Below are 12,984 nucleotides of genomic sequence, written 5' to 3'. Positions count from 1 at the left end.
GTATGCGGTGCTTTTGGTGTTGAAGTGCCATGCGGCGGCTTGGTCATTGCGTACTTCACACCTTAGCAAGGCGTTAGTTTTATGGAGGAAATATTGTGGAAATCTGGAAGTTATTGTTCTTTATACCTGCGTGTTTTGCGCTCAATATGACTCCTGGTCCAAACAATCTATTGTCCATGAACAATGCTCGCTGTTACGGTTTCAAGTCCGCTTTTATTGCTGGGCTTGGTCGTATTGCTGCATTCGCTGTAATGATTGCCTTGGCTGCTTCTGGCTTAGCAGTCGTGCTCTATGCTTCTGAGACTCTATTTCTAACGATTAAAATTGTGGGCGCGGCTTACTTGTGGTGGATTGCCTTTAATCTTTGGCGTTCGGAAGCAAGTCCTGTTTCTGAACTAGAAAATACTCGCAACCGATTAGGTTTGGCTAAACAAGAATTTCTGCTAGCCGCCGGTAATCCAAAGGCGATCTTAATCTTTACCGCCTTTCTACCACAGTTCGTCGATGTTTCAGCGAGTGTAAATGAACAGTTCTTTGCTTTAGGGGCTACGTCCCTCATTTTAGAAATGGGTGCAATATCGATTTATGCGATATTTGGAATTTACTTAAGGCAATGGTTTACGAAGCCGAAAATGGCAAAGCGCTTCAATAGAGGTTGTGCAACTTTTTTGGCGATGTCTGGAGCAAGCTTGTTACTGAGTCGCCAGCAATAAAACTAACAAACTGTTTAAGAGTGATTCGCAACGCGTGGCATTTTTACTATGCGTTGCTTTTAGTGTTTAAGGTGGTATGCGGAAGCATCGGTATTGCGTTGCTCACACCTTAACAGGGCGTTAGCTTACTCTCTAAAAATCAGAATCTTATAGCAAGTGTCTAGCTCCGAACTAAACCGAAATATCGTGCTCTGGCAATGTTTTATCTAGTACTCGTCTTGCTCCTATCTAAGCTGTATCGGTTATCGGTTTGATATTAAGGCGGTGCAAATTCAAGCATCGCCTCGCTAGGTGCAAGTGACAAAGTCCTCGCGTGAAATCAGCAATTCAAATGTCAGCTTTTGTATGTGAAGTTCCGTGAGTCTCCACGCTCGGCGGTTTTGGTCTGGTTCAAGGTAATTCAAAGCTCAAACCTGTAAATTCGGCTCAGTCGCATGTCTCAATTTCCTACTGCATGGCGTAGTGGGGTCAGTTTTTGGTATACAATGGCTTGCATGAATTAAGCTAACAAAGCGTTCAAGAGGGACAGTCAACGCGTGGCGACTTTGGCTTAAGTCTTGGTATTTGTGTTTATGGTGGTAAATTGAAGTTTGGTGGTAGCGCGTTGCTGCCCCTTAACGCGGCGTTATACGAATAGAGGGAAATTATGTACAAAAGTAATGATTTTAACTTGGATTCAAAAGAGTTCAGGTTTAAGAAAGACTCATATCCTTTGTCTAAGATAAACAATGTTAGGGTTAAAAAGTTAAGTTTTCTTGATAATTTAGGTCAAGTTTTATTTTGGGTATGTGTTTTTTCAGGGGCAGTTTGGTTAGTTATTCCAAGGTTGGAAGAGGTGCCACAATGGCTACTAGTTTTAGTTCTTAGTCTGACGGTTGTAGGTTTGGTTTTTGCTCTTTTTCGTTGTTCTAAATATGCACTTCAAGTCGAGTTTCGCCACATAGATGAAACGGGCGTTCAATGGGTTAATGTAGCTAAGTCATACTCAAAGTCAGATTGTGAGTTATTTGAACAGCAAGTGTTGGCACTGAAGAAATTCGTATAACAAATTGTTCAAGAGTGATTCGGCACGCGTGGCATTTTTACTATGCGTTGGCTTTAGTGGTTAAGGTGTTATGCGGAACCTTCGGTATTGCGTGCCTCACACCTTAACAAGGCGTTAGGGCTCAGGAGTAAATATGGACAATTTAGGTAACTTCCCCCCTCATTTTTGGAAGCAACTAGAGTGGATTGAAAAGGTAACTAATCCAGTTATTAACATAATTCCTCCTGCTTTAAGTCGGCAGCTTGAGCTGATAGATAAGCTGTTTCCTCCGGGTCTTCGTGATTTATTAAATGATATTGAGAATCAGCAAGATCAACTTAAAGAGGCTATCATCGCGTTAGCTAATAATGGTTGGTTTGTAGGTTTGTCTTTGCCTCTACGAATTCAAAAGCAAGTGCTTGAGAAAATTTCAGAATATCCTGAACAAGTCGATAGCATTTTGTGTGACTATTATGAATCAAACCTCTAAAGCATGGAGCAGACTCTAATTACTGGACAACCAGACCGGAGTTCCGTCATAAGAGATATTTTCGCAGGGCATAAAGCTAAACTTTATTCATTAACAGTCCCTACAGCATTTGCTCAAGTAGATGGTATCTGTGTTTCAAGCGAGTTTCAGGGGCATTTATTCATGCGCCCTCGTGGTAGCGAGTTATCTCAGTTTGGCAAAAACATAATTGAAGCCGATTTATGCGACTACCAAAAGTTACTGTTTAGTCCATTTATGATGAGCTTACCTATAGCATTCAACATGAAAGAACGTGAGAGTTCAGAAGTTAACAAATTAAACAGACATACTGTAATTCATGGTGAGTCAACAGATTACGGAAATAGGGTAAACTCATTAAAGTCGATAGTTTTGCTGTGCTACGTGAGTGAAGCCCTAACAAAGCATTTAAGAGTGATTCCCAACGCTTAGCATTTTTTATTCCATTGTTTGGTTTTGTGTTTACGGTGGTATGGTTAGGGTTTCGTGGTAGCGTTGCTCACACCTTAATGCGGCGTTAAGGCTCTTATATTATTGCGCAATCTTGAGAAAAGCATAATTTACTTGGCTAGTGTTATTGAGCTGGCTAATATGTTGATTTCTAATGTTCTTATTTGTTAAAGGAGTAATGTAAATGAATAGTAGACCAAGCCTGCTAAAAATGAAATAGCATTTGATCAGGTTAATATAAGTGTCAGCGATGTTGGAACTCTTATTGGAGGGAAAGTCAATTACAATATAAATGGGCTAACACCAAGTCAGGGACAGTTTCAAAATGCCTGTGCTATTAGAATGTCATATGCACTGAACAGTGCAGGTTATAAGATACCATTTATGCGTGGAAGCACTGTATCAGGTGGTAAGGGAAACTGGTATATCTACAAAGTGAAAGCTTTGGTTGATTTTCTGCGGAATGAGTTTGGTGAGCCAGATCAGACAATAGAAAACCCTACTGTAGAAAAGCTGTCAAAGTATAGAGGTATTCTAGTTGTTGACGTTGAGTCTTGGAGTGATGCGTCAGGACACGCTACTTTATGGTATGGATCAAGATGTAATGACGAATGTTATTTCCCATTGGCAAAAAAGGCATACTTATGGAAATTAGAAGACTAATATTACTTCTTTTGGTGTTTTGTAATGTTTCGTGGGCTCATAATTTAGACGAAATGTCTGAGGTCGAAAGGTATAAAGCATATGCTTTGTCAATGTGTTTGTCAAATTTCTATCAGAAAGGTGAGCTATATTCAGATGCTATAAAGGCAATGCAGGGGTATAGAGAGTATTCAAATCTACCACTAGAAGCTTTTCATGAACTAATTCCTCTTCTGGAAGGTGCTGATCTTCGTCTTTACTCATCTAAAAAGGGTGGAAAGGTGGAAATTGCTTACTGTATCGATTTTGCTCAATCAAGTAAGCTACTGAGCATATTCAACATTCATAGTGGTGATAATGAAAGTAAGCCTTAACAATGCATTTAAGAGTGATTCCCAACGCTAGCATTTTCAGTGCTGATCGTTGGGTTGTGTGTTTATGGTGGTATGGTTAAGTTTCGTGGTAGCGTTGCTCACACCTTAATGCGGCGTTAGCTTTACTCGGAGGTACAATGGAATTACCAACATTTAAGTATCATCCAGATCCCATTAAAACGGGTGCTTTAGAAGTTACAGATGAAAATTGTGAATGTTGTGGTGTCAGTCGTGGCTACAGGGCAACTTCTACTATTTACTCTGAGCATGACATAGAAACTATTTGTCCCTGGTGTATTTCTGATGGCTCGGCGGCGAAGAAATTCGACGGAGAGTTTGCTGATCCACATCCATTGATGAAAGCTAGACTTGATAAGTCTGTGGTGAAGGAAGTTTGCGAGAGAACTCCAAGCTATATTTCATGGCAGCAAGAAGTGTGGCTATCGCACTGTGGCGATGCTTGTGAATTTCATGGAGATGCAGAGAGGTCTGATCTATTACAGGTAAAAGAAGCTGAATTAGAGGTTTTACTAAACGATCAGCTAATAGGTATTAATGAGTGGCATCAAATAGTCACTTACTATGAAAAAGGTGGAAACCCAGCAATCTACAAGTTCAAGTGTAGATCATGTGGCATATTTACTTATTCGCTGGACTTTGCGTAAAGCTAACAAACTGTTTAAGAGTGATTCGCAACGCGTGGCATTTTTACTATGCGTTGGTTTAAGTGTTTAAGGTGGTATGCGGGAGCATCTGTATTGCGTTGCTCACACCTTAACAGGGCGTTAGCTTTCTTTGGGAGAATGAAATGAGCCAATATTTGATCGAACCAGAAGTTCCAGGAAGCTTGGGTGAAAATACGCTGGTAAATTTCGATTTGCATCCACCGATAATAGAAAAGCTACATTTTCAGTTTGATGGTTGGTTAGGTGATGATTTATTGACTTCATTTCCATGCTTTTTAGTCTCTGAGCGTTTAGTAATGGCCTTACGCTCATCGCAGTTGTCAGGATACAATCTGGAAGTGGCTGAAATATCTACTTCTGACGTATTTGCAGAACTATATCCAGAGTGTACGTTACCTCGTTTTTCGTGGTTCCAAGTCTCTGGAACTATAGATCAAGACGATTTTAGCGTGACAGATACAGGGCTACTCTTAGTTTCTGAAAGGGCAATGGTTTTGTTACAAAGGTATCAACTAAAAAATGCTGAAGTCGTAGAGTACGAAAGCTAACAAAGCATTTAAGAGGGATTCTGGTTTTTTGTTCAAGTTTTTGTTTTATATGAATAAAATAAATTTTGCCCTAGGTTGGGGTGACATTTGGGGTTACACCGGAAAATAACTTTTAAATGTGATTTGTATCACGTTATTTTTGTAGGTGATTCTTGTGGAATGGTCTTGTTCCATGCTCAGCCACTTTAGGTGGGCAGTGGTATTTTGCTGACCGAAACTTGCTTCATCTGGGAACCTACATTTACCACTTCAAGTTCCATGTGTTCTGGGATCTTGATGACTTCAATTTCGATTTTTTTTAAAGTCGTCTTGGGGGCTCTGGGATTGATTGGGATGTTTGTTTGGGGCGTGAAGTTATCTAGGAAAAACCATGTGATTGAGCAATTAGTAGATTGGATCCGGATAATAGTGCTTACCAAACCTTCCTTAACAATATAAGCATGAATATCGCGATCAGTTAATCGCCCACCGGATGAATCCATCGCTCGGGTCATAATATACGGGCGTAACTGCTTACGCTCCCCCTGCGCTAAGAGAAGCTGGTTGATCATTCATGTAATCCTTCAGCCTCCTCAGCTAGGAGTATTTGTACCTATTTGTTCAATCTGCTTCAGCTGATTTCGAGGAGCCTAGTGATTTGGATTCGAGACTGCGCGTCTTTGAAATGTGCTAATGCGAGCAAGCGCATAAACCTGCAAATCACCCGCAGCCCCACAATACATAATCTGCTGAGTTCCTAGTGATGCAATTCTTAGACAACCAAATCCTGTTTGAACTCTACCACAGCAAGTTAGAGCAGGAGAAAGAAGAGTAATGATATTTGAAGAACTAAGGTATAAAAGCGATAAACAAACCGAGCAAGACGCAGTTCAATCAGTACGCAATGGGAACTGAACTGGTGGTTAGTGTTGTTTAAGATCCACAAAACCTAGGCTAACACTTGAGAAAAGTGATCAAAATACAGCTGATTCGTCGAACGCATTTTCGACCGCGTCTATGGTTGGAGTAAAGGAGCCGGATGAAGTCACTAAAGACTGGTTTGTTTCCCCCCGACTTCATGACCTTACACCATAGTAGCGAATTGGGAATTTTGACAAATGACAAACCAAGATAGAATTGAGTAGTTTTCCACTATTTGCAGTATTTTTTTTCTAGAGAGCAGGCTGTTTCACGATCCTTATAAGCCTGCTCCGACTTCCCTAGATGGTCAGCTGCGATAGCACGAACATCAAAGTATACGGCTTTAGTCGGATCGAGTGCAATCGCCTTATTCAAATCAGCAAGAGAGGCATTATAGCGTTCTATAAGCCCTAAACCATATCCACGGGAAGCAAATAAGTTTGCCATTGTGATCTTGTCCTCGCTTCCGTCTTCTTTGATTGCTCCCAGATCGATCAGGTATCCACAAGCGCTGATTGATCTGATACCCGAGTGTATCCCAATAGGAAGGAGCGGACTCTGGGTTAGCTCTCTGAACCCGTTTGATGAGATCGGAAAGTAGTGCTTTAACTTGCCTGCAATTCGCTTGCCCCTTACAGAACAGTCCTGGTGGAATAAGTCCTCGTCGCGTTTCCTCTCCTGAAGCCTGATAGCTAAAAATGCCATCGTCAATACAATCGCGCCATCCTATTTTCTCTTTATCCTTAGTGTAGCCAAACTGAAGAATGGCTCCTTCACCTACAGAAATTGTTGAAGTCGGTTCAATAATATCAAGTGAGAATGGGTCTGCTTTTAAAAGATCGACCATTAGGTTTGAAACATTCCATTGTCGCAGGTCTTTCGGACATCCTTTAATAAGGCGCTCTCCTTTCGTAACAGGATGGAGGTCACTTTGAGGGCCATCGCTGACGCAAGTCACGTTAACGATCTGAAGATGACCTGATAGGGCGGGACGCAATGTCGCAGGGCTGGCTTTATATTCTATACGGTTCTTACCATACATGATCCACTTGCCACCACGTACAAGTTCTTTGATTTGGTGCAACAATGCTCGCTCTCCTTTTGCCTCCAGACGCGGTTTGAGGCGGTTGGAGGCAGAGATTCCCGATTGGTCGGCTAACGTAGGAATTCTGACCAGTTTTGACCTGAATTGTTTGAAGTCCTCTGGAGATTTTTCTTTAAATTCGATGAAACTGATATTTGCCTCATCCAGTTTTCCAGAATCTGCAAGCACGAGAATGAGAGCCTTGCGTGCTTCAACATTACTTGGTGCTATCGCAATCAATCTCCGGTAGTCCGTGATCGCTTCAGGAAATTGTCCAGCTTTTGTCAGAACTTGTGCACGATAAAGGAGATGACGATTATAGCTGTCACTTCCGGTATCTGACATTGAAAGAGCAGTTGTGTAGTCGGTTATTGATGAAGTTAAATTGCCTATACTGGCGTAACTGCTGGCGCGGTTGGCATAAAGCGCAGCCGATGGGATGACTCGGATAGCTTGGGTGTAATCTGAAATAGCGTCGTCATGTTTCCCTGCAAATGTGAATGCCATGCCTCGGTCAAAATGGGCACTAGCGCGTTCGTAATCGTTACGAGCGAGTATTAGGAATTTGCTTCGAACTTTTGCTGATTCATCGAACTTACTATTTGCGGAATAAGCTTGGGCGATGGTATCGAGTAAAACAACATTATTGGGCTGTTGGATTAGATCATAATTCGCGGCTTTGATGATGAGATCAGGGCAGTAAAACATCGCACCGGGATTTTCGGTGAGCTTATTGAGTTGTGGCAGCAATCTGAAGCCTCCTCTCACTGATTCAGTTTTGTTGACATCTGCGCTTCGAGCGTCGGAATATTTCTGGTGTCAGTTCAACGGCTTCGCACATGGCGGGAATGTCTAGCAGCGTGATATGACTTTCGCACTCAGTAATAAAACCATCGTTTTTCAGTTTTTTGAACGTTCTAGAAAGCGTCTCTGGCGTCATACCTAGCTGTGTTGCAAGCAGCTTTTTCGTCACGGGTAACGTAATTTTCCCTTCGCTTCTCGATTGAGCGCGATAGAAGTCAGCCAGCTTCATCACCAGTCTTTGATTCGCGTTTACTTGCGTCAAAATGTTCACGGTATCCATCAGCTGGTGGATGCGATTTGTCATGTAGTTCATTACTTTTAATGAAGTTTGTGGAGATTGAGTAAACACCGCTAACACATCTTGGTAGTGGAAAACAGACAGCTCGGTGTCCTGAACGACGCGGGCACTCATCGGATAGGTCCTTGGGGACATAAACATCGCCATTTCCGCAATCATTTCTCCCGCCATGAATACTCGAAACAGCTTTTCGTCGCCGTTTGGCATCAAACGAAACAATGAAACTTTTCCTCTCTCTACCAAATACATTTTTTCCGCAGGTTCGCCACGTTCAAACAGTTGATGCCCTGCATCGCAATGCAAAGGCGAGCGTTTTGAGAAGAGTTGTGTTTTTTCTTCTTCGTTAAGGAGCGAAACAATAGAGCCGGGCACGCTGTTTTCCTTAGCTTGATAATTATCAAGCAGCAAATTCGGACTTGGAGGATAAGATACAAATAATAATCATTATTGATTAATGTGCCAACTTATCCAACCTGAGAAAGGAGAACAGTTATGGACGGTATTAGCCACGTATTTCGATGGGTTGCCTTGTGCGGTCTGGTCGTTCTTTTTGTTCCCGTCGCCATCTTTGCTTAGGAGTCATTATGTCTAAACGATTAGCCATGCCTAATGAAGGGCGAGAAGTGACAAAAACACCGGGACACTGGGTACTCGCTCAACTGGGTAAGAAAGTGCTGCGTCCTGGTGGCAAAGAGCTGACACAAAAAATGTTGCAAGGGTTGGCAATTACCCGTGATGACCGCGTTGTCGAATTCGCGCCCGGTATGGGTTACACCGCACGTTTGTGCTTGGAAAAATCCCCAGCAAGCTACACCGCTATCGAACAAAATCAGCAGGCAGCCGAGATTGTTCGCTCTTACTTACAGGGTTCAAACCAACGTTGTCATGTCAGGAATGCACAAGAGACAGGGTTAGAGCCGGAATGCGCTTCTGTGGTTTACGGCGAAGCCATGCTGACGATGCAATCTGATGCGCGTAAAAACGAAATTATTGCCGAGGCTGCTCGAATCCTCGCGACTCATGGGCGTTACGGTATCCATGAGTTGTGCATTACGCCAGATACAATCGATGAAGATAAAAAGCGCGCGATTCAAAGAGAAGTTTCCGAGACCATTCAACACCCCGCCAAACCCATCACACCGGCTGAGTGGAAAGCTCTGATGGAAGAGAATGGCTTGGTCGTTGAATTTGAAGCCGTTGCTCCAATGCATTTACTCGAACCAAAACGTGTTATCGCCGATGAAGGCTTGAGTGGGTTCTTAAAAATCGTGAAAAACGTACTGACTAAACCGCAAGCGAGAAAGCGTGTGTTAGGCATGCGTAAGATTTTCCGCAAACACGAAAAGAACCTATCTGCGATAACGCTTGTCGCAAGAAAGAAGGAAAACTAAATCATGTTTGAATACACCTTGTATGAAGATCTCGCCAGCGAAGTGGATATCCCCAAAGCGGGCATTACGAGTTGTCCTATGTACAAAAGTGAGCGTTTGCGAGGCGTTATCTTCGGTTTCGCCGAAGGTGAAGAAATGAGCGAACATACTGCAGCAGTGTCAGCGATTGCACAAATACTCGAAGGAGAATGTACGTTCACGTTAGAAGAAGAGGCGAAGGAACTAAAAGCTGGCGCTTGGTTGTTGATGGACGCGCATTTGCCTCACAGCATTATCGCGAAAACGCCATTGAAGCTGATGCTGTACCTGTTGCGCGAGCCTAAGTAACACGTAGTATTGAAATACAAATCAATGTAAATTCAGCCCCAACCAAGTGTTGGGGCTTTTGCGTTTATTGCTGGCGGTACTTATCTGACGAAGTTCTGCAATCCTGCCACGCTGGCAAAGTTATAGAGAATAAAACCCGATGCCACCATGGTGACTGCTAACACGAGGTTAAGCGTATTGCTCAAGTTGGCATTGGGTTTGGCGCTGTGATTTTTCATTTGGCGTTGAATCGTTAAAGCGTTGAACACCAATATCGAGTTGGTCATTGCCGTTCCTAAAGCCATCACGAATGTCGCGACCATGCCCCACATTAAGCTGCCTAGCATGTTAGAGAGAAACAGAACCAACACCGCACCAGTACAAGGGCGGAAGCCGATGAGTAGCAGTGCTTTCCATGAAATATTGTCATTAGAACCTGCGGAATCATCATCTTCTTGAGATCGTGTTTGCTTGATGCGGCGCTTGACCACCGACGCAAACTCTTTCAGCGCCAATAAAACAATAAACACCGCACAACCTTGCGTCAGCAGACGAACATTATCGGAAAGGCTGAAAGCAAACTGCTCTGCAATCTTGGCAGTAATCACGAAAAGAATGCACGCGCTCGCGGCTTGTAGGGCGGCAATAATCGCCATTAACACAAGTGCTTGTCGGCGACGGTAGCCATGAATCAAGCTCATTGACGTCACTGCCGTTTTACCGTGTCCAGGGGCAACCGAATGCAGTAAACCATACAGAAAGCTGAAGCCCAACAAGTACAACAGTTGCCCTTGGCTGATGAGCATCAGGTATTCACTGATATACCGTAGTTAATCATTTTAGCTTTGTGAAGAAAAAAATGGATTCCTTTGGAATCCATTGAGTTGACTAATTGCGATTCTTTATTTTGTCTTTGGTAGGGAGTAATACTATTCTCTATACATGCCGTACACACAAGTCACGATGTACTTAATAAACGTTACGAAAAAAGCAGATTTATCTGCCTTAATAGACAATACATCCTTAAGTTACTATATAACAATAACATCGGAGCACTTTGTGTTGTTAGAATTGGTAATCAGCCACAAGACCGAATGTACGAGGTCCGCCCATTTCGATAAGATCATTCTTATGGCGAAGAACGTAATCTTCATCTGTTGCATTCTTAATGTAGGCCCGAATGGTGAGATCATTCATGGCATAACCTGCATTGAGATTCAATATGGTGTAGTCGCCTGCTGACGTACTTCGGGTGTTGGCGAGATCTGTAAAGTAATCCGTTACGTGATTAACACGAGCACCAAAGAAAATGCCCGAATCTAGCTGTTGGGTGAAGCCAAGACCAGCCGACACTTCAGGTGCATAGCTGAACTCATTCCCATTTAAGTTTTCAACAGTACCGCTTGGTCCTTCGGTGATTTCTGTTTTTAACAAGCCTACAAATGCGAATACGTCCAGACCTGAGTCAAACCAGTAATTGGTTTCAACTTCAGTACCGTATGTTTTTCCTTTAGGGATGTTTGCTATGTAATTGTCGAAACGATTTCCACTGTCACCATACACGACCGTTTGATAGTTTTCATAGTCGTTGTAGAAGACATTTGCAGTCAAACCAAGTCTATTTTCAAGGAAAGTTGAACGGGAACTTAGCTCATAAGTCCAGACTTCTTCCTGCTCAAACACAAAGACCTGTTGTTGGTACTCGTTGTATCCAAGTCCACCAGCGTTGTATCCTTTACGAGCAGTAAGTCCAAGCATTGAATTGTCTGATACATTTAAAGTTACACCGACTTTTGGTAGCAAAATACCGTTACTTTCATCAGCATTGAAATCGAGTGGGAACCTTGCGTGGTCAAAATCACGCTTCAGCTCATCTTTTTCGTAACGAGCGCCAAGTAGCAAGCCCCAACGGTTATTGAGCTGGACTTTTGAATCGAAGTAAATTGAGTTGGTCAGAACTTTATCTTTACGCTTCATCGAGTCTGTTTGCGTATCCTGATCTTTGTAAAAACTGCTTACCCCGACAATGGCATTGTATTTGTCATCTAACGAGTTATAAGATAGCTTCGCTTCTGCGGTGTAGTTTTTTTCATCAACATCACCCCACCAGTCCGTACGAGGATAAGCTTTGAATTTCGTATTATAGTCTCGGCGCGCAAGCAATACATCAAGGGTTAATTCATCATTGATTAAGTAATTTATGTCAAAATTTGCATTCCAGCTTTCGGTTGTTTGACGTCGAGTACCGTTTTCATCAATGTATTCAAACTTACCTTTTTCAGAAACCAGATTTGTATATTGACCTTCTTCATTACGGCTAGCCAATGTTAGTTTTAGCGTAAGCTTATCGTTAGACATCGGTTTGAATAACAGCTTACCTCTCACATTATAGGATTCAACTTCAGAAGGGTCCCATGGATATTGGTCATTATCGGGCAGCGAGTAATCAATTGGTGTATTACCCTTTGTGCCCTCGGCGGCTAATCGAAATGCGAGCTTTTCAGACACGATTGGGGCAGAAACAACACCAGCTAAGTGATATTTGTCATCTTCGTTTTCGTAGCCACCACGAACTTTACTTTCAAAGTGGAACGTTGGATCTTTGGTTTTGATGACCACCGCGCCGCCAATACTATTTCGGCCTTGGTTGGTTGATTGAGGGCCTTTATAAATCTCTACTTGTTCTGTATCCCACAATCCGGCTTTACCAAAGGCTTCACCAGTCCATGACTCTGACACGCCATCAACGGTTGTATTCACCCTTGGTGTCGCTCCTGTCATGAAGGAAAGGAAGCCTTCACCAGGCCCACGACCATCGACACCTCGAATATGTGGAATACCAGAAGGGGCATTCAGTACATTCGGGACGCGATCGAGTAGATCGTAGTATGTTTGATCTTCGCCATTGTCTGCTTCATCAGTAAAAACGGTGACTGAGCTTGTGTTCTCAGCAAGTGTACCACCGAGTTTTTCACCAAGTACCACAATGGTTTCTAGGGTTGTTAGGGTTTCTTGGCCTTTCTTAGTATTGCTGTTGTCCACTTGCTCTGCTGAAAGAGTGGTGCTGGCTCCAAGGCAAATTACACCAATGAGCATGGCAAGTTTAGTCTTGCCAGTATTAGTGATGGTGATGCCACTGTTTAAATCCATGGGCTTCATGACCTGAGTATTCCTTAATAAAAAAAGAAGAAAACATTTGATGTTGTAACAACATTTATGTAAAAAAGTGTTGCGGCAATAATACTAATGATAATTA

General features: G+C 42.7%; 15 protein-coding genes. 10 read left to right on the top strand and 5 right to left on the bottom strand.

Annotated features, from left to right (window positions below; translation table 11 throughout):
* Window positions 1-95: 95 nt before the first annotated feature.
* The 8 genes from R7E47_RS21810 to R7E47_RS21775 all read left to right on the top strand — a co-directional run bounded on the left by R7E47_RS21810 (window position 96) and on the right by R7E47_RS21775 (window position 4,945).
* Window positions 96-713: a LysE family translocator gene (locus R7E47_RS21810; protein WP_258483146.1), complete on the top strand. Its 618-nt coding sequence runs from the start codon at window positions 96-98 to the stop codon at window positions 711-713.
* A 646-nt stretch (window positions 714-1,359) separates the two neighbouring features.
* Window positions 1,360-1,758: a DUF6232 family protein gene (locus R7E47_RS21805; RefSeq protein ID WP_025539256.1), complete on the top strand. Its 399-nt coding sequence runs from the start codon at window positions 1,360-1,362 to the stop codon at window positions 1,756-1,758.
* Window positions 1,759-1,891: 133 nt separating this feature from the next.
* Window positions 1,892-2,227, top strand: a complete 336-nt coding sequence (locus tag R7E47_RS21800) for a hypothetical protein (protein WP_258483147.1) — start codon at window positions 1,892-1,894, stop codon at window positions 2,225-2,227.
* Window positions 2,228-2,230: 3 nt separating this feature from the next.
* Entirely contained in the window at window positions 2,231-2,677 is a 447-nt protein-coding gene (locus R7E47_RS21795; RefSeq protein WP_258669389.1) for a hypothetical protein, read from the top strand.
* A 360-nt stretch (window positions 2,678-3,037) separates the two neighbouring features.
* A complete protein-coding gene (locus R7E47_RS21790; protein WP_250156243.1) occupies window positions 3,038-3,358 on the top strand; it encodes a type VI secretion system amidase effector protein Tae4 in 321 nt (106 codons plus the stop codon).
* Window positions 3,340-3,711, top strand: a complete 372-nt coding sequence (locus R7E47_RS21785) for a hypothetical protein (protein WP_250156242.1) — start codon at window positions 3,340-3,342, stop codon at window positions 3,709-3,711. The genes R7E47_RS21790 and R7E47_RS21785 overlap by 19 nt, the downstream gene beginning before the upstream one ends.
* Window positions 3,712-3,848: 137 nt before the next feature.
* Entirely contained in the window at window positions 3,849-4,376 is a 528-nt protein-coding gene (locus R7E47_RS21780) for a CbrC family protein (RefSeq protein WP_318085056.1), read from the top strand.
* A 143-nt stretch (window positions 4,377-4,519) separates the two neighbouring features.
* Entirely contained in the window at window positions 4,520-4,945 is a 426-nt protein-coding gene (locus R7E47_RS21775; RefSeq protein WP_258483165.1) for a hypothetical protein, read from the top strand.
* A 185-nt stretch (window positions 4,946-5,130) separates the two neighbouring features.
* Here the strand turns inward: R7E47_RS21775 and R7E47_RS21770 are convergent, their stop codons facing one another.
* The 3 genes from R7E47_RS21770 to R7E47_RS21760 form a co-directional block, all read right to left on the bottom strand.
* A complete protein-coding gene (locus R7E47_RS21770) occupies window positions 5,131-5,496 on the bottom strand; it encodes a hypothetical protein (RefSeq protein ID WP_025998596.1) in 366 nt (121 codons plus the stop codon).
* A 740-nt stretch (window positions 5,497-6,236) separates the two neighbouring features.
* A complete protein-coding gene (locus R7E47_RS21765; RefSeq protein WP_318085055.1) occupies window positions 6,237-7,679 on the bottom strand; it encodes a tetratricopeptide repeat protein in 1,443 nt (480 codons plus the stop codon).
* Between the two features lie 22 nt (window positions 7,680-7,701).
* Window positions 7,702-8,403: a Crp/Fnr family transcriptional regulator gene (locus R7E47_RS21760; protein WP_318085054.1), complete on the bottom strand. Its 702-nt coding sequence runs from the start codon at window positions 8,401-8,403 to the stop codon at window positions 7,702-7,704.
* 212 nt (window positions 8,404-8,615) lie between these two features.
* Between R7E47_RS21760 and R7E47_RS21755 the strand changes: the two genes are divergently transcribed.
* Window positions 8,616-9,422, top strand: a complete 807-nt coding sequence (locus R7E47_RS21755; protein WP_017634331.1) for a class I SAM-dependent methyltransferase — start codon at window positions 8,616-8,618, stop codon at window positions 9,420-9,422.
* Window positions 9,423-9,425: 3 nt separating this feature from the next.
* On the top strand, window positions 9,426-9,749 hold the full coding sequence (locus R7E47_RS21750; RefSeq protein ID WP_017634330.1) for a cupin domain-containing protein: 324 nt from the start codon (window positions 9,426-9,428) through the stop codon (window positions 9,747-9,749).
* 80 nt (window positions 9,750-9,829) lie between these two features.
* Here the strand turns inward: R7E47_RS21750 and R7E47_RS21745 are convergent, their stop codons facing one another.
* Entirely contained in the window at window positions 9,830-10,534 is a 705-nt protein-coding gene (locus R7E47_RS21745) for a nickel/cobalt transporter (protein WP_017634329.1), read from the bottom strand.
* Window positions 10,535-10,793: 259 nt separating this feature from the next.
* Window positions 10,794-12,887: a TonB-dependent receptor gene (locus R7E47_RS21740; RefSeq protein ID WP_017634328.1), complete on the bottom strand. Its 2,094-nt coding sequence runs from the start codon at window positions 12,885-12,887 to the stop codon at window positions 10,794-10,796.
* Window positions 12,888-12,984: the final 97 nt, after the last annotated feature.

The sequence above is a fragment of the Vibrio sp. Vb1026 genome, from assembly GCF_033338745.1.
Classification (GTDB): Bacteria; Pseudomonadota; Gammaproteobacteria; order Enterobacterales; family Vibrionaceae; genus Vibrio; species Vibrio alginolyticus.
Note: the sequence above shows the minus strand (reverse complement) of the source record. Positions and strands in the feature narration are given on the sequence as shown.